Source organism: Streptomyces sp. NPDC022552 (genome assembly GCF_055561875.1).
The window spans coordinates 694,026-712,475 of the sequence record NZ_JBVHGJ010000002.1; the positions used below are offsets into that span (position 1 = coordinate 694,026).

Sequence of the window (18,450 nt, forward strand, 5' to 3'; positions counted from 1 at the left end):
GGAACGGCCGGCCGGAAGGCCGGGCAAGTGAGAGCACGAGAGCCAGGGGAGAGGGAAGCGCGGGATGGGCGTCGCACTACAAGTGGTCTACATCGCTCTGATGTGCTTCCTCATCGTGCTGATCTTCCGGTTGGTCATGGACTACGTCTTTCAGTTCGCACGTTCATGGCAACCCGGTAAGGCGATGGTGGTCGTTCTGGAGGCCACCTACACTGTCACCGATCCACCGCTCAAGCTTCTGCGGCGGTTCATCCCGCCGTTGCGTCTCGGGGGCGTGGCACTTGACCTGTCCTTCTTCGTTCTGATGATCATCGTCTACATCCTGATCTCCATCGTGAGCAGCTTCGCGAGGTGAATGTGGACGATACGGTCTTGCCGACTGCCGACGACTACGTAGAGGTGAAGAAGAGATGCCGCTGACCCCCGAGGACGTGCGGAACAAGCAGTTCACGACCGTCCGCCTTCGAGAAGGCTATGACGAGGACGAGGTCGATGCCTTCCTCGACGAGGTCGAAGCCGAACTGACCCGCCTGCTCCGCGAGAACGAGGACCTGCGCGCCAAGCTGGCCGCGGCGACGCGTGCCGCTGCGCAGAACCAGCAGCAGCAGGGCATGCGCAAGCCCCCGGAGCAGCAGGATCGTCCCGTCGGTCCCGGCGCCCCCGTGCCCGCCGCCATATCCGGACCGCCGGTCCAGCAGCAGCCCCCGCAGATGGGCCCGCCGCAGCTGCCGTCCGGTGCGCCTCAGCTTCCTGCCGGTCCCGGTGGCCACGGCCCCGGCCCGATGCAGGGTGGCCCGATGGGCCCCGGCCCGATGCAGGGCGGCCCGATGGGTCAGCCGATGGGCGGCCCCATGGGGCACCCGCAGCAGCAGATGCAGCAGCCGATGCAGCAGCCCCAGCAGGGCCCCGGTGGCGACAGCGCCGCGCGTGTCCTCTCGCTGGCCCAGCAGACGGCCGACCAGGCGATCGCGGAGGCCCGTTCCGAGGCCAACAAGATCGTCGGCGAGGCGCGCTCGCGCGCCGAGGGTCTGGAGCGGGACGCCCGCGCCAAGGCCGACGCGCTGGAGCGGGACGCGCAGGAGAAGCACCGCGTCGCGATGGGCTCGCTCGAGTCCGCTCGCGCGACGCTGGAGCGCAAGGTCGAGGACCTGCGCGGCTTCGAGCGCGAGTACCGTACGCGTCTGAAGTCGTACCTGGAGTCGCAGCTGCGTCAGCTGGAGACCCAGGCGGACGACTCGCTGGCTCCGCCGCGGACTCCGGCCACGGCTTCGCTGCCGCCGTCGCCCTCGATGGCCTCGGCGGGCGCGGGTGCGCCGTCGTACGGCGGCAACGGCTCGATGGGCGGCGCGCCGTCCATGGGCGGTGCCCCGTCCTACGGTGGCCAGCAGCAGATGTCTCCGGCGATGACCCAGCCGATGGCTCCGGTCCGCCCGCAGGCGCCGCAGCCGATGCAGCAGGCGCCCGCGCCGATGCGTGGCTTCCTGATCGACGAGGACGACAACTGACGGCGGCGGTTCGCGCGATGAGCGCGTAGCCGTCGGCAGGCTGAAGGCCGGGCCCCTGGGAAACCAGGGGCCCGGCCTTTTGCCATGGGCGGGTACGGGGCTCCGCTCCGGGCGGCGAGGCGTGGCGGGTTCGCGTTGCAGGGTTCGCCCCCCCCGGGACCCGAGGCGCGGCAGCCTTGCGTCGCGGGGGCGCGGCGGCTTCGCGCCGAGGCGGGCGCTTGGTTGTGCGGCGGGGCTCCGCCCCAGACCCCGCGGTGGGTGCTACGGGGGCTCTGCGGCGCGGCAGCTTCGCGCCGCGGGATTCGCCCCGCCCCGGGTCCGGGGGTGCGCGGGCTCCGCCCCCGGGGGCTTTCCCGTGGGGTCTTGTTCGTGGTGGGCCCGGGAAAGCGGAAGGCCCGGCCCCCAGGGGGCCGGGCCTTTCGGGTGGGGTTATGCCTTGCGGAGGCGGAACGTCAGGGACAGGCCCTCGTCCGTGAACGGGGTGCCGTAGGTGTCGTCCGACGGGCCCGTGGCGAAGTCCGTTGCCAGGACCTCGTCCGCGATCAGGGCCGCGTGCGCCGTCAGGGCCTCCGTCGTCTCCGGGGACTCCGACGTCCAGCGGAGGGCGATGCGGTCCGCCACGTCCAGGCCGCTGTTCTTGCGGGCCTCCTGGATCAGGCGGATCGCGTCACGCGCCAGGCCCGCCTTGCGGAGCTCCGGAGTGATCTCCAGGTCCAGCGCCACCGTCGCGCCCGCGTCCGACGCGACCGACCAGCCCTCCCGGGGAGTCTCCGTGATGATGATCTCCTCCGGGCCGACCGTGATCGTCTCGCCGTTGACCTCCAGCGTCGCCTCGCCGCTGCGCAGGGCGAGGGACAGAGCGGCGGCGTCCGCCGCCGCGACCGCCTTCGCCACGTCCTGGACGCCCTTGCCGAAGCGCTTGCCCAGCGCGCGGAAGTTCGCCTTCGCCGTCGTGTCGACCAGCGAACCGCCCACCTCGGAGAGGGACGCCACCGAGGTGACGTTCAGCTCCTCGGTGATCTGCGCCTGGAGCGCGGGCGAGAGGTCCGTGAAGCCCGGCGCCGCCACCAGCGCCCGCGACAGCGGCTGACGCGTCTTGACGCCCGACTCCGCCCGCGTCGCCCGGCCCAGCTCGACCAGGCGGCGGACCAGGGTCATCTGCGTGGAGAGCGTCGGGTCGACCAGCGACAGATCCGGCTCCGGCCACGTCGAGAGGTGGACCGACTCCGGGGCGTCCGGCGTCACCGGGACCACCAGGTCCTGCCACACCCGCTCCGTGATGAAGGGGGTCAGCGGGGCCATCAGGCGCGTGACCGTCTCCACCACGTCGTGCAGGGTGCGCAGCGCCGCCGCGTCGCCCTGCCAGAACCGCCGGCGCGAACGCCGCACGTACCAGTTGGACAGGTCGTCCACGAAGGACGAGATCAGCTTGCCCGCCCGCTGGGTGTCGTACGACTCCAGCGCCTGCGTGACCTCGGACACCAGCGTGTTCAGCTCGGACAGGAGCCACTTGTCCAGCACCGAGCGATCCGCCGGCGCCGGGTCCGACGCGCTCGGCGCCCAGCCGGACGTACGGGCGTACAGCGCCTGGAAGGCGACCGTGTTCCAGTAGGTGAGGAGGGTCTTGCGCACGACCTCCTGGATGGTGCCGTGGCCCACCCGGCGCGCCGCCCACGGCGAACCGCCGGCCGCCATGAACCAGCGGACCGCGTCCGCGCCGTGCTGGTCCATCAGCGGGATCGGCTGCAGGATGTTGCCCAGGTGCTTGGACATCTTGCGGCCGTCCTCGGCGAGGATGTGGCCCAGGCAGACCACGTTCTCGTACGACGACTTGTCGAAGACCAGCGTGCCGACGGCCATCAGCGTGTAGAACCAGCCTCGCGTCTGGTCGATCGCCTCGCTGATGAACTGCGCGGGATAGCGGGACTCGAAGAGTTCCTTGTTCTTGTACGGGTAGCCCCACTGCGCGAACGGCATCGAGCCCGAGTCGTACCAGGCGTCGATCACCTCCGGGACGCGCGTCGCCGTCTTCGAGCAGCTCGGGCAGGGGAAGGTCACCGCGTCGATGTACGGACGGTGCGGGTCCAGCTCCGACTGGTCCGAGCCGGTCAGCTCCGTGAGCTCGGCGCGCGAGCCCACGCAGGTCAGATGGCCGTCCTCACAGCGCCACAGCGGCAGCGGCGTGCCCCAGTAGCGGCTGCGGGAGAGCGCCCAGTCGATGTTGTTGTTCAGCCAGTCGCCGAAGCGGCCGTGCTTCACCGAGTCCGGGAACCAGTTCGTCTTCTCGTTCTCCTCGAGAAGACGGTCCTTCACGGCGGTCGTACGGATGTACCAGGACGGCTGCGCGTAGTAGAGCAGCGCCGTGTGGCAGCGCCAGCAGTGCGGGTAGCTGTGCTCGTACGGGATGTGCTTGAAGAGCAGGCCGCGCGCGTCCAGGTCGGCCGTCAGCTGCTCGTCGGCCTTCTTGAAGAAGACACCGCCGACCAGCGGCACCTCCTCCTCGAAGGTGCCGTCGGGGCGGACCGGGTTCACGACCGGCAGGCCGTAGGCGCGGCAGACCTTGAGGTCGTCCTCACCGAAGGCGGGGGACTGGTGGACCAGACCCGTGCCGTCCTCGGTCGTGACGTACTCCGCGTTGACGACGTAGTGCGCCGACTCGGGGAACTCCACCAGCTCGAAGGGGCGCTGGTACGTCCAGCGCTCCATCTCCGCGCCCGTGAAGGACTCGCCCGTGGTCACCCAGCCCTCGCCGAGCGCCTTCTCGACCAGCGGCGCGGCGACGACGAGCTTCTCCTCGCCGTCGGTCGCGACGACGTAGGTGACCTCGGGGTGCGCGGCGACCGCCGTGTTGGAGACCAGCGTCCAGGGGGTCGTCGTCCAGACCAGGAGCGCCGCCTGGCCGGCCAGCGGGCCGGAGGTCAGCGGGAAGCGGACGAAGACGGAGGGGTCGACGACCGTCTCGTACCCCTGCGCCAGCTCGTGGTCCGAGAGGCCGGTGCCGCAGCGCGGGCACCAGGGGGCGACGCGGTGGTCCTGGACCAGGAGGCCCTTCTCGAAGATCTGCTTGAGCGACCACCAGACCGACTCGATGTACTCGGGGTCCATCGTCCGGTACGCGTCGTCCAGGTCGACCCAGTAGCCCATGCGCGTCGTGAGCTCGGCGAAGGCGTCGGTGTGGCGGGTCACGGACTCGCGGCACTTGTCGTTGAACGCGGCGATGCCGTATTCCTCGATGTCCTTCTTGCCGGCGAAGCCGAGCTCCTTCTCGACGGCGAGCTCGACCGGGAGGCCGTGGCAGTCCCAGCCGGCCTTGCGGGCCACGTGGTAGCCGCGCATGGTCCGGAAGCGGGGGAAGACGTCCTTGAAGACGCGGGCCTCGATGTGGTGGGCGCCCGGCATGCCGTTGGCGGTCGGCGGGCCCTCGTAGAACACCCACTCGGGGCGGCCCTCGGACTGCTCCAGGGTCTTGGCGAAGACCTTGCTCTCGCGCCAGAAATCGAGCACGGCGTGCTCGAGCGCGGGCAGGTCGACCTGGGCGGGCACCTGGCGGTACTGCGTCATCGATCTTCCTCCGGCGGACTGCTTCGTTTCCGTCCGGAGGGACGAGAGCGCCGTGCTGCGCGGCTCCCGCGGTACCACCCTCCTTGGCCCCGGACGTGCGTCGCCCGCGGCCCCCTCATTGGGGTCGCGATGCCGGTTCTAGTCGCCTGACGGCTTTCTTCCGGCGGCTCCGGGGTGATGCTTCACATCGGGCTCGCCCCCGGGCTCTCACCGTCCCCGGGTCGCTCATGGCTGCGTACGACGCTACTCGTCCCCATCCAAGCCTTTCGCTCAGCCCAGTGTACGGGGCCGGAAGCCGCTCGGCAGACCGCTTTTCCGGCGGCGCGCGGGGCGACCGCGCATGACCCGAATGGCCATACGGCCGTGGCCGGACTTCACCGGCCGCCCGGGGGCGGATTACCGGGCGGGGAGCTGGGCACAACGGATGCAGACTCGCCTTGCCACCGGCATGGGGCGGGTGCGAACGGCGGCGTGCCCCGTTGCCGCGGGCCTTGGGCCGATTTATCGTCCCAGCACGATTCGCGAGCAAGATCACAAAATGTGAAGGGGCCGCGACATGGTGGCGAAGAAGACCGCCGCGAAGAAGACCTCGACCGCCGCATCCACCGGTGTGGACGGGGCGGCCAAGGACGTCACCGGCAAGAAGACGACGGTCGCGAAGAAGGCGGCCGCCAAGAAGGCCCCGGCACACGAGACGACGGCGAAGAGCACGGCGAAGACCACGGACAAGTCGGCCAAGGCCACCACCCCGGCGGCGAAGAGCACGGCGAACACCGCGGCGAAGAAATCGGCCGAGAAGGCGGCCGCGACGAAGGCTCCGCCGACGAAGAAGGCCTCGGCGGCCAAGAAGGCCGCAGCCAAGAAGACCGCAGTCAAGAAGAAGGCCGCATCCGCGGCGCAGGTGGAGCAGACAGGAGCCGGGACAGTGGCAGCGAAGAAGACCGCGGGTGGCGTCACGACGGCCGAAGGCGAGGCCGCGGTCCCCCCGGCACGCGCCGGTGAGCTCGCCGTACGCCCCGGTGAGGACCCCTGGACGCCCGCGGAGGTCGCGGAGGCCCGGGCAGGGCTGGAGAGCGAGGTCCTCCGTCTCCGGGCCGAGCTGCTCCACTCCCAGGAGGAGCTGACCGGCCTCATGCGGGACTCCGGGGACGGTGCGGGCGACGACCAGGCCGACACCGGCACCAAGAACATCACCCGCGAGCACGAGCTCGCCCTGGCCGCCAACGCCCGCGAGATGCTGGAGCAGTCCGAGCACGCCCTGGAGCGCCTCGACGCGGGCACCTACGGCCTCTGCGAGGTGTGCGGCAAGCCGATCGGCAAGGCGCGCATGCAGGCGTTCCCGCGGGCCACCCTCTGCGTCGAGGACAAGCAGAAGCAGGAGCGCCGCGGCTGACGGGCCCGAAGGGGTGTGCCGTACCCTCGTGCACAGTCAGGGCACCTAGGTTGAGGGACTCACGTGGCAGAGGCGGAGCGCATCATCGGTACGCCGGATTCGGACGCGGACGGCTCGGGCGGCGAGGCCGCGGCCCAGGCTCCGGACGAGCGGCCCAAGGGCCGGCGCAAGATCGTCGCGCTGCTGGTCGTGGCGCTCGTCGCGTATCTGCTCGACCTCGGCACCAAAATGCTCGTGGTCGCCAAGCTGGAGGGCCACGAGCCGATCCAGGTGATCGGTGACGTGCTGAGGTTCGAGGCGATCCGGAACCCGGGCGCCGCCTTCGGCATGGGCGAGGCCTTCACGATCATCTTCACCTTCATCGCGGCCGCCGTGATCGTCGTGATCATCCGGCTCGCGCGGAAGCTCTACAGCACGTGGTGGGCGATCGCGCTCGGCCTGCTGCTCGGCGGTGCGCTGGGCAACCTGACCGACCGGATCTTCCGCTCGCCGGGCGTCTTCGAGGGCGCGGTCGTCGACTTCATCGCGCCCGCGCACTTCGCCGTCTTCAACCTCGCGGACTCGGCGATCGTCTGCGGCGGCTTCCTGATCGTGATCCTGTCGTTCCGGGGCCTGGACCCCGACGGCACCGTCCACAAGGACTGACAAGGCATACTCGACGGGTGAGTACGAGTCCCGAGATCCGCACCCTGCCCGTTCCCGATGGCCTGGAGGGCGAGCGCGTCGACGCCGCCATCGCCCGGATGTTCGGGTTCTCCCGTACGAAGGCGGCGGAGCTGGCCGCCTCCGGCAAGGTCCAGGTCGACGGCGCCGTCGTCGGCAAGTCCGAGCGGGTCAGCGGCGGCGCGTGGCTCGAGGTCGAGATGCCCGGTGCCCCGGCGCCGGTGCAGATCGTGGCCGAGCCCGTCGAGGGCATGGAGATCATCCACGACGACGACGACATCGTCGTGATCATGAAGCCGATCGGGGTCGCCGCGCACCCGAGCCCCGGCTGGACCGGGACGACGGTCATCGGCGGCCTCGCCGCCGCCGGGTACCGCATCTCCACCTCCGGCGCCGCCGAGCGCCAGGGGATCGTGCACCGCCTCGACGTCGGTACGTCCGGCCTCATGGTCGTCGCCAAGTCCGAGCGGGCGTACACGCTGCTCAAGGCGCAGTTCAAGGAGCGGGTCGTCGACAAGCGCTACCACGCGCTGGTCCAGGGCCACCCGGACCCGATGAGCGGCACGATCGACGCGCCGATCGGGCGCCACCCCCAGCACGACTACAAGTGGGCCGTCACCGCCGAGGGCAAGCCCTCGGTGACGCACTACGACCTGATCGAGGCGTACCGCGCGGCCTCGCTGCTCGACATCAAGCTGGAGACGGGCCGTACGCACCAGATCCGTGTGCACATGTCGGCGCACCGCCACCCCTGCGTGGGCGACCTCACCTACGGCGCGGACCCGACGATGGCGAAGCGCCTCGGGCTGACGCGTCAGTGGCTGCACGCCGTGCGGCTCGGCTTCGAGCACCCGTCGGACGGGCGCTGGGTCGAGTTCGCGTCCACCTACCCGGCGGACCTGCAGAACGCGCTGGACCGGATCGCGGCGGAGAGCGAGTGAGCACCGGATACGAGGTCCGCGAGGCGATCGGCCAAGGCGACCGGGAGGCGTGCTTCGCGGTCCGCCGCGAGGTCTTCGTCGTCGAGCAGAGCGTGCCGCAGGAGATGGAGTACGACCGCTACGACGAGACGGCCGTCCATGTCCTCGCCGTTCGCGAGGACGGGCTGCCGCTGGGCACCGGCCGGCTGCTCCACGGCGCCGACGCACTGGGCAAGACCGGAGGGGACGCCTCCGTCGGCTCGCTCGGCCGGCTCGCGGTCTCCAAGGCCGCGCGCGGTCTCGGGGTCGGCGCGGCGCTCGTCCGCGCCATCGAGGACGCGGCGCGGACGCGCGGCCTCGAGGCCGTCGACCTGCACGCCCAGACGCACGCGCTCGGCTTCTACGAGCGGCTCGGCTACGAGGCGTACGGCCCCGAGTTCCCGGACGCGGGGATCCCGCACCGCGCGATGCGGCGGGCGATCTAGCACCTGCCGGTCCGGCGGGTGGCGCATGGGCGGCGGTTTGGGGTGATTCGCCCGCTCGCGTGGCAGGGTTGAGGCCCGATCATCGACCGTGCCTGCCACCAGGCCGGAAGGGCGCCCCGTGGATCAATTGGCCCTGCTGTTCGTGCTGTTGCTCGGCGCGGTACTCACCGTGCCGCTCGGGGACCGGCTCGGACTGCCCGCCCCGGTGCTCATGACCGTCATCGGGGTCGTGTTCGCGTTCCTGCCCTTCGTACCGAACGTCGACATCCCGCCCGAGTTCATCCTTCCGCTCGTCCTCCCGCCGCTGCTCTACGCCTCCGTGCAGCGCACCTCCTGGCGCCAGTTCGCGGCCAACCGGCGGCCCATCTTCCTGCTCGCCGTCGCCCTGGTCTTCGTCACCACGGCCGCCGTCGCCGCCACGGCGAACGCGCTCGTCCCCGGGCTCCCCCTCGCCGCCGCCGTCGCGCTCGGCGCGCTCGTCGCCCCGCCGGACCCGGTCGCCGCGACCGCCGTCGCAGGCTCGCTGGGGCTGCCGCGCCGGCTCGTCTCGATCCTGGAGGGGGAGGGGCTGTTCAACGACGTCACCGCGATCGTCCTCTACCACGTGGCGATCGGGGCGGTCGTCGGCGGCAGCTTCAACTGGGAGGGCGCAGGCCTCGACCTCGTCCTCTCCGCCGTCGTCGCGGTCACCGTAGGTCTCGTGCTCGGCTGGCTCAGCAACAAGCTCATGGGGCTCCTCGGCGAAGCCACCCTGCAGACCGGGCTCACCCTCCTCGTCCCCTTCGTCGCCTACGTCCTCGCCGAGGAGCTGCGCGGCTCCGGAGTCCTCGCCGTCCTGGTCGTCGCCCTCTACCTCGCGGAGAACGCGCTCGACGCCGACGACGTGATGGGCCGGCTCGCCGGGCAGACCTTCTGGGAGATCGTCGACACCCTCGTCACCGGAATCGCCTTCGGGCTCATCGGCCTGGAGCTCCACAACGTCTTCGGCACCGCCGACGACCGGCTCGGCGAGATGCTCGGCTGGGGCGCGGTCGTGGCCGGTGTCGTGATCGGCGTACGGCTGCTGTGGCTGCTGCCCGCCACCTGGCTGGCCAAGCGGATGCACACCCGGCGCGACTACGACGAGGAGATCCCCGTCAGCTGGCGGGAGACCGTCGTCATGTGGTGGGCCGGGATGCGCGGGGTGGCGTCGGTGGCGCTCGCGCTCGCCATTCCGCTGCGCACGGACGACGGATCGCCGTTCCCCGGCCGGGAGCAGATCATCTTCATCGCCTTCTGTGTGATCATGACCACACTTCTGCTCCAGGGGCTCACCCTGCCCTGGCTGGTAAAGCGGCTGGGCGTGCAGGCCGACACCGACGCCGAACGGGCCCTGGAGCGCGAGCTGGCGCTGCGCGCCGCCAAGGCGGCCAGGCGGCGGCTGAAGGAGATCGAGGAGGTCGAGGAGCTGCCGGAGGAGGTCCAGGAGCGGCTCCAGCGCGGGGCGTTCGACATCGGGGCCCGGATCAGCCCGGAGATGGTGGACGAGGAGCGGCGGGCGGCCTTCGTCGAGCGGGCCGGACGCCTCAAGGCCGTCCAGCGGATCCAGCGGGAGATGATGTCGGCCGCCCGGCACGAAGTGCTCTCGGCGCGCAACGAGCCGGGGGCCGATCCCGAGGTGGTGGACCGGGTGCTGCGCCAGCTGGACGTACGCAGCATGCGGTGACCGGCAGACGTCTCCGCTCAGCCGCGGCCGGTCCGCGAGGGCTCGTCGCCGTTGGCGTGCGGGGACGGGTGCCCCACCTCGCGCGGCGAAGGGTGCTCCACCTCGCGCGGGGACGGGTGCTCCGCCTCGCGCGGCGACGGCAGCGCGGGTGAGGTCGTGATCCGCGGCAGGGCTTGCGGGTGCCGCTCCGCGAGCCAGGCCACGAGCCCCTCCCGCACGGTGCACCGCACCGTCCAGAGGTCGTCCGCGTCCTTGGCGGTGACCACCACCCGTACCTGGATCGTGCTCGGCGTGGTGTCCGTGACGGCCAGGTTCCAGTCGCGGCCGTCCCAGGCCGGGCACTCCGCGAGGATCTTCTCGGTCCTCCGGCGCATCGCGTCGAGCGGTGCGGAGTGGTCCAGATGGAACAGGACCGCCCCGGTCATCTGCGCCCCGCCGCGGGACCAGTTCTCGAAGGGCTTGCCCGTGAAGTACGAGACCGGCATGGTGATCCGGCGCTCGTCCCAGGTCCGTACCGCGAGGAACGTCAGCGTGACCTCCTCGACCACGCCCCACTCGCCGTCGACGACCACGGTGTCGCCGATCCGCACCATGTCGCCGAAGGCGATCTGGAAGCCGGCGAAGAGGTTGCCGAGGGTGGACTGGGCGGCGACGCCCGCCACGATCCCGATGATGCCGGCGGAGGCCAGCATCGAGGTGCCCACGGTGCTGAGCGCCGGGAAGGTGAGCAGCGCCGCCGCCAGCGCGACCACGGCGACGACCGCGGTCACGATGCGTGTGATGAGGGCCACCTGGGTGCGTACCCGGCGGACCCGCGCCGGGTCGCGGGTGGCGGAGGCGTAGCGGGCGAAGCTGGCCTCCACCACGGCGGAGGCGATGTTGATGACCAGCCAGGCGCCGGAGCCTATGAGGACGAGGGAGAGGACCTGGCCGATGCCCGCCGCGTGTTCCTCGACGGCCCGCCACCCTGTCTCACGATAGGTGCCACGCAGGACGGACACGAGCAGTACGGCCTGGAGCGGTGGCCGGCAGCGGCGCAGCAGCCCCCAGAGCGGGGTCTCGCGATGGTTGTCGTCGGCCCGGCGCAGCAGTACGTCGACGACCCACCCCACCAGCAGGGTGAGCAGGACCGCCCCTCCGACGACGAGCAGCGGGCGCAGCGCGGTGTCCATGTGATCGAGGCCTCCGTGTCTCCGACTCGGTGTGCCCGGCTGGCAGGATGGACCGCATGGACATCATGCTTTTCCACTCGACCTACGGCCTGCGTCCGGCGGTGGAGGCCGCGGCCGAGCGGCTGCGGGCCGCCGGGCATCAGGTTCAGGTGCCCGACCTTTTCGGGGGCCAAACCGCGGAGACGGTCGAGGAGGGGATGGAGCTCCAGGAGTCGATCGGCAAGGAGGAGCTGCTGAAGCGTGCCGTCCTCGCCGCCGCGCCCTACTCGGACCGCGGTCTCGTCTACGCCGGCTTCTCCTTCGGCGCCTCGGTGGCGCAGACCCTGGCCCTCGGGGACGAGAAGGCGCGCGGGCTGCTGCTGCTCCACGGCACCTCGGACATCGCCGAGAGCGCGTCGGTCGACGACCTTCCCGTACAGCTGCACATCGCCGACCCGGACCCGTTCGAGTCGCACGACTGGCTGACGTCCTGGTACCTGCGGATGGGGAAGACGGGAGCGGACGTGGAGGTCTACCGCTACCCGGGAGCCGGCCATCTGTTCACCGACCCGGACCTGCCGGACTTCGACGAGGCGGCGGCCGAACAGACCTGGGCGGTCGCGCTGGCGTTCCTCGAGAGCCTGTAGGGCGACGAGGTCTCGGACGCAAGGAAGGGTGCGACGGGGGCTCTCCCGCCGCACCCTTCCTTCCTGCGGTGTGTCAGCCGGCGCGGTACGCGCTCCACATGCTGTTCATCCGCGTGACCTGGCCCGCGGTGAACTGGTACATGCACGCGTCGTACGTGTAGTCCATGAAGTTGTGGATCGGGTCCACACCGGCCTTGCTGGCGCAGCTGTCACGGCCGGTCGGGCACTCGTACGCCGGGCTCTTCTCGGCCGGGGTGTCGCTCACCGAGTCGCCGGCTCCGTTGCAGCCGCCCTGGAACGTGTGGTACAGCCCCAGCCAGTGGCCGACCTCGTGGGTCGCGGTGTCGCCCTCGTTGTAGTTGGCCGCGGAGCCGCCCGGCAGCGAGGAGTCGAGGACGACCACACCGTCCATGGACGGGCTGGAGCTGTACGAGGACGGGAAGGTCGCCCAGCCGAGCAGACCGCCGCTGAGCTTGGCGGTGTAGAAGTTCAGCGCGCCGGCGCCGCCCTTGCGCAGCGTCTGCTTCATCTGCTTCTCGGCCGTGGAGCCGGACGCAAGGTTGTACCAGGTGGCGTTGTCCGTGTAGTCGGTCGAGGCGAGCGTGAACTGGAAGTTGGTGTTCACGTTGCCGGTGCCCTGGCCGCCGTAGGCCGCGTTGAGGACCGCCATCTGGTTGTTGATGGCGGTGGCGCTCAGCTTGCCCGTGGTGCCGCTGTGGATGACGTGGAAGTAGACCGGGATGTTCACCACGGCGGCGGTGGAGTTCATGCCGCTCGCGCGGACCGACTCCAGTCTCTTCTTCAGGTCCGCGTCCATGGCCTTGGCCTGGGCGGCGGAGATCTCGTTGGGCTCGTGGCCGTGGTTGTCGGCGCCGCGGGCCTTGCGGGCGCCGGAGAGGGACTCCGTACCGTCCACGCACTCCTCGGCGGAGACGCCGGCGGCCGACGTGGTGGTGGCCGGGGCGGCCGACGGGGCGGAGAGGGGAGCCAGGGCCAGAGTTCCGGCCATGACCGCGGTGCCGAGCAGACGACGTGACATACGCGGCGATATACGAACAAGAGCACGCACAGGTGACTCCTCGCGGGGGGTTCGTGGAGAGGTAGTTCCTCGCCACCGCGGGGAGATTACGGGTCCATGTCAGACGTTGTTGAGCATTGATCAAGCCCAATCATTCGTGGGGCAAAGCGGGTTATCAGGAAGAAGAACTTTCGTCGGTTCCGGAGTTTGAGACGCGGACGTAACGAGCCGGGTGACGGAGGCGGGTGGTGTGTCCGGATTCGATCGCCCGAACCCACCACCCGCCGTGATGATGTGATCTTCCGTTAACAGAAGAGATCATGGCCGAAAATCGACCATGCAGTCATCTCATCGCACCGGCTGGTACACGCGCTCGACGCGCTGCGTTCCGTTCTTCGTCCGGTACGAGCGTGCCCAGGCGGTCGTCGCGTCCGCCTTCGTCTTGTCGGAGACCGTGTAGTAGTCCATCTGCGAGTGCTCGGCGGTCACGTCCAGGACGCCGTAGCCGTGGTTGTCCATGTCCACCCACTTCACATGGCGGTTGGCGGCCTTGATCGCCCCGGCCGCCACGAGGGAGAGGGTGCCCGGCGCCACATGGAGCAGGTCGTCGATGTTGTCCGAGGTCACCGACGTCACCACGAACTCGGTCGCCGCCGACTGCGACAGCGGGTACGTCGCCGCCTTCACCGGCACGTCGGTCGCCCAGGCCATGTGGATGTCACCGGTCAGGAAGACGGTGTTCCGGACGGACCGCTGCGTCAGGTGCGCGAGCAGCTCCCTGCGGTCGTCCGTGTAGCCGTCCCACTGGTCGACGTTGATCGCGAGCCCCTCCTTCGGCAGGCCGAGCAGTTCGGCGAGCGGGCCGAGGAGTTGGGCCGGCAGCGAGCCGAAGGCGACCGGCGAGATCATCACCGAGGTGCCGACCAGCTTCCAGGTGGCGTCCGAGCTCGCGAGGCCCGACTTCAGCCAGTCGAGCTGAGCGCGGCCGGTGATCGTACGCTCCGGGTCGTCGACCGTGCCGCTGCCGATCTTGGCCTGCTGCGAGCGGAACGACCGCAGGTCGAGCAGGTGCAGATCGGCCAGCTTGCCGAAGCGCAGCCGCCGGTAGACCGTGCCTTCGGTCGAGGCGCGGACCGGCATCCACTCGAAGTACGCCTGCTTCGCGGCCGCGATCCGCGCCGCCCACTCGCCCTCGGCGCCCGGCGTGTGGTTCTCCGCGCCGCCCGACCAGGCGTCGTTGGCGACCTCGTGGTCGTCCCAGATCGCGATCACGGGGTGGGCGGCGTGCAGCGCCTGGAGGTCGGCGTCCGTCTTGTACGTGGCGTGCCGGAGGCGGTAGTCGGCGAGCGTGACGATCTCGTGCTTCGGCTCGTGCTGCCGTACGGAGTACGCGGCATCCGGGTAGGCCCCGGCCGCGTACTCGTAGATGTAGTCGCCGAGATGGAGGATCGCGTCCAGGTCCGCGCGGGCCGCGAGATGGCGGTACGCGGAGAAGTGGCCGGCCTCCCAGTTGGCGCAGGAGACCACGCCGAAGCGGACGCCGGGGGTGGCGGCGTCCGTCGCCGGAGTGGTGCGGGTGCGGCCCACGGGGGAGACGGTGTCGCCCGCCGTGAAGCGGAACCAGTGGGCGGTCGCGGGGCGCAGGCCCCGGACGTCCACCTTCACCGTGTGGTCGGAGGCGGCCGTCGCGGTCATGGTGCCGCGGGCGACGGTCCGGGCGAAGTCCCGGTCCTCGGCGACCTCCCAGCCGACCGTGACGGCGGGGCCTCTGCCCGAACCGGGCGTGGCGTCGGAGGTGGGAGTGACGCGCGTCCAGAGCAGGACGCCGTCGGGCAGCGGGTCGCCGGAGGCGACACCGTGCAGGAAGGCGGGGGCCTCGGAGCCCGCGAACGCGGGAGAGGCGGCGCCCACCAGGGCCGGGGTGGCGACGGCCGTGACGGCGGCGGCCTTCACGACGGTGCGGCGGGTGGGCTCGGAAGATATGTGTCGACTGGTCACGGGCAGTCAGATTACTGATCAGTATGCCGAACAGGCAGACGAAATCCGGAAAGTTCGCACACTCGTCGCCCCGCGGTCGGCATCCGTCGGGCACCTCGGAATCATCCGGGTGTCTCCGGATCTTCCCGGCTTCTCCGGATCGTGCGGACAAAAAGGGACGGGTCCGCGGGAGCGAACTCCCGCGGACCCGTACCGTCGGCCGCGAACCGGCCGTCGCCCGATGTCAGCCCTTGAGCGCCGGGGTGAGCGCCGCGTTGAACTCCTCGACCGTCAGCGGCGGATTCTTGCTGCCCTCGACCGTCAGCGCCTTGCCGTCCATCTTCAGCGTCGGCGTGCCGGTGACTCCGCTGGCGTCGAAGGCGGCGGACATCTTCATCGCCCAGGCGTCGAAGGTGCCGTTCTCCACGTTCTTCTTGAACTCAGCGTTCCCCTTCAGCGCCGGGACCGAGTCCGCGACCTCCAGGAGGTAGGAGTCCTTGGCGAACTTGTCCTGGCTCTCCTCCGGGTGGAACTGCGTGGAGTACAGCGCCGCCTTGTACTTCATGAAGGCCTCGGGGCTCACGTTCAGCGCCGCGCCGAGCGCGGACAGGGCGTTCTTCGAGCCCTCGCCCTGGTCGGCGTTGTCGATGAAGGTGGCGCCGACGTACTTGAGCTTGTACTTGCCGGCCTCCACGTCCTTGTCGACGGTCGCGCCCACCTGCTGCTCGAACTGCGCGCACACCGGGCAGCGCGAGTCCTCGTAGATCTCCAGGGTCTTCTTTGCGGACGCCTTGCCGACGACGACCGTCGTGCCGTTCGTGCCCTCGGTGTTCTTGGGCGCGGTGACGCTCGACTCCTTGGCCACCGACTCCCAGTGGGACGGCTTGTTGGCCTGGACGACGGCGTAACCGACACCGCCGGCGACCGCCAGGACGGCGACGGCCGACACCGCGACGGTCACCTGGCGGCGGACCTTGTCCTTCTTGGCCTGGCGTTCGCGCTCGACGCGCAGCCGCTCGCGGGCGGCCGCCTTGTTGGCGTGGCTGTTGCGTGCGCTCATGGTCGTGATCTCCGTGAAAGTCGAAAGCCCGTGGGGGCGGAAGGCCCGTGGGGCGGAAGGGTGGGGACTGCGAGGGCTCAGGCGAGTACGAAGCCCGGGCGCGGCGGTCCCCGCCGTCCGACGGAGTGCACGAGAAGACGGGTACGACGGGACCGGCGCGGCCGGTCCAGAGGGCGCCCGCCGCGCCCATGGGCCGTGCGCGGAGTGCCGAAGAGCGCGACGACGAGCATCAGGGGGCGGAACGCGAAGGCGGCCACCGCGGAGAGCAGCCGGGCGAGCGCCCGCTCGCCGTGCCGCAGCCAGGCCGCCGCGAACAGGCCGACCGACACATGGGCGGCGAGCAGCAGCCACGGCAGGGCCGGCGCGGGAGAGCTCAGCAGAGCGGCCGCGGTCCCGCTCTCGGGGGCGGCGACGCCCGGCAGCGTGGTGCCGAAGGCGTCGCCGCACAGCACGTCCACGCCCACCGAGCGCAGCGAACCGGCGACCGGGCCGCCGGAGGGGCCGTAACAGACCGTCTGACCGGCGGTGAAGACCGTGTCGGCCGCCAGCTCCAGCGGGACCAGCAGCCCGGCTATCGGCCAGAAGCGGCGCTCCCGACCGGCCAGGGCGTACGCGACGGCGAAGACGCCGACCGAGAGCAGCCCCACGGTCAGCAGCGGCAGCGGCACCTGGGACAGCAGCACGTGCGAGCCGGCGGACAGCGTCACGACCAGTGCCGTGAAGAGCGCCGCCCGCAGCCCTCTGAGCCGCTTCCCTGATATGTCCATAGCGGAGGAAGTCTGCCACGCCATCCTGTAAGAGGCCCTTAAGGGCGAGCTGTGAGACGCCCCGACCGGCCGGGGACCGGCCTAGAGGCCCGGGATCCGGCCGTTGCGGAACAGATCCACGAATATCTGGTGGTCCGCACGCGCGCGTGCCCCGTAGCTGTGCGCGAAGTCCACCAGCAGGTCCGCGAAGCCCTCCTCGTCGGCCGCGATCGCCGCGTCGATGGCCCGCTCCGTCGAGAACGGCACCAGCGAGTGCCCGCTGGAGTCGTCGGCGGCCGCGTGCATCGTCGCCGTCGCCCGCCCCAGGTCGGCCACGGTCGCCGCGATCTCCGCCGGGTCGTCGATGTCCGACCAGTCCAGGTCAACCGCGTACGGCGAGACCTCCGCGACCAGCTGCCCGGAGCCGTCCAGCTCCGTCCAGCCCAGCCACGGGTCCGCGTGTGCCTGCAGGGCCCGCTGGGAGATGACCGTGCGGTGGCCCTCGTGCTGGAAGTACTCCCGTACCGCCGCGTCCGTCACATGGCGCGACACCGCGGGTGTCTGCGCCTGCTTCATGTAGATCACGACATCGTTCTCCAGGGCGTCGCTGTTGCCCTCCAGGAGGATGTTGTACGACGGGAGGCCGGCCGAGCCGATGCCGATGCCGCGCCGCCCCACGACGTCCTTGACCCGGTACGAGTCGGGGCGCGCGAGCGAGGACTCCGGCAGGGTCTCCAGATAGCCGTCGAAGGCCGCGAGCACCTTGTAGCGCGTCGCCGCGTCCAGCTCGATGGAGCCGCCGCCGGGGGAGAACCGGCGCTCGAACTCACGGATCTCCGTCATCGAGTCCAGGAGCCCGAAGCGGGTCAGCGACCGGGCGACGCGCAGGGCGTCCAGGAGGGGGCCCTCGGCGGTGTCCAGGGTGAAGGGAGGCAGCTCCGACGATTCGCTGCTCTTGGCGCCGGTGGCCAGGGCGTGGATCCGCTCGCGGTAGGCGGCGGCGTAGATCCGTACCAGCTCCGTGATCTGCTCGTCACTGAGCGCCTTCGTGTAGCCGATCAGGGCGAGCGAGGCGGAGAGCCGCTTCAGGTCCCAGGTGAAGGGGCCGACGTACGCCTCGTCGAAGTCGTTGACGTTGAAGATCAGCCGGCCGTTGGCGTCCATGTACGTGCCGAAGTTCTCCGCGTGCAGATCGCCGTGGATCCAGACCCGGCCGGTCCGCTCGTCCAGATACGGACCGCCGGCCCGCTCCTGCTCCAGGTCGGCGTAGAACAGGCACGCCGTGCCCCGGTAGAAGGCGAAGGCGGAGCCGGCCATCTTGCGGAACTTCACGCGGAAGGCGGCGGGGTCCGCGGCGAGGAGCTCACCGAAGGCGGTGTCGAAGACGGTGAGTATCTGCTCACCGCGCTGGGCGGCGGTGGGCTCGGTGACCGACATCGAGGGTGCCTCCTGGTGCAAGACTGTTCATGACAATTTGGACAGGCGTTCCGAGTCTCTCAACGCGCGACGGTACTCCCGAGTGCCCGCCCGCCCGTCACCCGACCACCACCCCCCATCGAGGGGCTTCCGCCCCGCAGTATCCCTCTGATGTCAGTCCGGAGACGTAGACTTCCACGCTG

Annotated in this window: 15 protein-coding genes; 8 read left to right on the forward strand and 7 right to left on the reverse strand. The window is 70.7% G+C overall.

The features are described from left to right. The first annotated feature begins 64 nt into the window (after positions 1-64). A complete protein-coding gene (locus tag ACZ3OF_RS08055; RefSeq protein WP_019885526.1) occupies positions 65-355 on the forward strand; it encodes a YggT family protein in 291 nt (96 codons plus the stop codon). Positions 356-410: 55 nt separating this feature from the next. Further along, entirely contained in the window at positions 411-1,505 is a 1,095-nt protein-coding gene (locus ACZ3OF_RS08060) for a DivIVA domain-containing protein (RefSeq protein ID WP_361433029.1), read from the forward strand. A gap of 429 nt (positions 1,506-1,934) precedes the next feature. Here ACZ3OF_RS08060 and ileS read toward each other — a convergent pair whose 3' ends face one another. Further along, a complete protein-coding gene (ileS, locus tag ACZ3OF_RS08065; protein WP_467303460.1) occupies positions 1,935-5,066 on the reverse strand; it encodes an isoleucine--tRNA ligase in 3,132 nt (1,043 codons plus the stop codon). Positions 5,067-5,622: 556 nt separating this feature from the next. Here ileS and ACZ3OF_RS08070 point away from each other — a divergent pair. The 5 genes from ACZ3OF_RS08070 (at position 5,623) to ACZ3OF_RS08090 (ending at position 10,232) form a co-directional block, all read left to right on the forward strand. After that, positions 5,623-6,459, forward strand: coding sequence for a TraR/DksA family transcriptional regulator (locus ACZ3OF_RS08070; RefSeq protein ID WP_467303462.1), 837 nt, complete (start codon positions 5,623-5,625; stop codon positions 6,457-6,459). A 63-nt stretch (positions 6,460-6,522) separates the two neighbouring features. After that, complete coding sequence (gene lspA, locus ACZ3OF_RS08075) at positions 6,523-7,104, forward strand: signal peptidase II (RefSeq protein WP_467303464.1); 582 nt, start codon at positions 6,523-6,525, stop codon at positions 7,102-7,104. A gap of 17 nt (positions 7,105-7,121) precedes the next feature. Then, positions 7,122-8,063: an RluA family pseudouridine synthase gene (locus ACZ3OF_RS08080; RefSeq protein WP_361669457.1), complete on the forward strand. Its 942-nt coding sequence runs from the start codon at positions 7,122-7,124 to the stop codon at positions 8,061-8,063. Continuing rightward, positions 8,060-8,527 (forward strand): GNAT family N-acetyltransferase, encoded by a 468-nt coding sequence (locus ACZ3OF_RS08085; RefSeq protein WP_361669455.1) that lies wholly within the window; start codon positions 8,060-8,062, stop codon positions 8,525-8,527. Before ACZ3OF_RS08080 ends, ACZ3OF_RS08085 begins: the two co-directional genes overlap by 4 nt. A gap of 118 nt (positions 8,528-8,645) precedes the next feature. Beyond that, positions 8,646-10,232 (forward strand): Na+/H+ antiporter, encoded by a 1,587-nt coding sequence (locus tag ACZ3OF_RS08090; RefSeq protein ID WP_361669453.1) that lies wholly within the window; start codon positions 8,646-8,648, stop codon positions 10,230-10,232. A 17-nt stretch (positions 10,233-10,249) separates the two neighbouring features. Here ACZ3OF_RS08090 and ACZ3OF_RS08095 read toward each other — a convergent pair whose 3' ends face one another. Next, the gene (locus ACZ3OF_RS08095; RefSeq protein WP_467303468.1) at positions 10,250-11,404 is read right to left on the reverse strand and encodes a mechanosensitive ion channel family protein; all 1,155 of its coding nucleotides are present in this window, start codon (positions 11,402-11,404) and stop codon (positions 10,250-10,252) included. 47 nt (positions 11,405-11,451) lie between these two features. Here ACZ3OF_RS08095 and ACZ3OF_RS08100 point away from each other — a divergent pair, with 47 nt between their 5' ends. Then, positions 11,452-12,030, forward strand: a complete 579-nt coding sequence (locus ACZ3OF_RS08100) for a dienelactone hydrolase family protein (protein WP_361669449.1) — start codon at positions 11,452-11,454, stop codon at positions 12,028-12,030. 73 nt (positions 12,031-12,103) lie between these two features. Here ACZ3OF_RS08100 and ACZ3OF_RS08105 read toward each other — a convergent pair whose 3' ends face one another. The 5 genes from ACZ3OF_RS08105 to ACZ3OF_RS08125 form a co-directional block, all read right to left on the reverse strand. After that, a complete protein-coding gene (locus ACZ3OF_RS08105) occupies positions 12,104-13,069 on the reverse strand; it encodes a zinc metalloprotease (RefSeq protein ID WP_361669447.1) in 966 nt (321 codons plus the stop codon). Between the two features lie 327 nt (positions 13,070-13,396). After that, a complete protein-coding gene (locus tag ACZ3OF_RS08110; protein WP_361669444.1) occupies positions 13,397-15,046 on the reverse strand; it encodes an alkaline phosphatase D family protein in 1,650 nt (549 codons plus the stop codon). Positions 15,047-15,269: 223 nt separating this feature from the next. Continuing rightward, a complete protein-coding gene (locus ACZ3OF_RS08115; protein WP_361669441.1) occupies positions 15,270-16,085 on the reverse strand; it encodes a thioredoxin domain-containing protein in 816 nt (271 codons plus the stop codon). A 77-nt stretch (positions 16,086-16,162) separates the two neighbouring features. Beyond that, positions 16,163-16,852, reverse strand: coding sequence for a hypothetical protein (locus ACZ3OF_RS08120; RefSeq protein WP_361669439.1), 690 nt, complete (start codon positions 16,850-16,852; stop codon positions 16,163-16,165). An 81-nt stretch (positions 16,853-16,933) separates the two neighbouring features. Then, complete coding sequence (locus ACZ3OF_RS08125) at positions 16,934-18,268, reverse strand: DUF2252 domain-containing protein (RefSeq protein ID WP_467303472.1); 1,335 nt, start codon at positions 18,266-18,268, stop codon at positions 16,934-16,936. Positions 18,269-18,450: the final 182 nt, after the last annotated feature.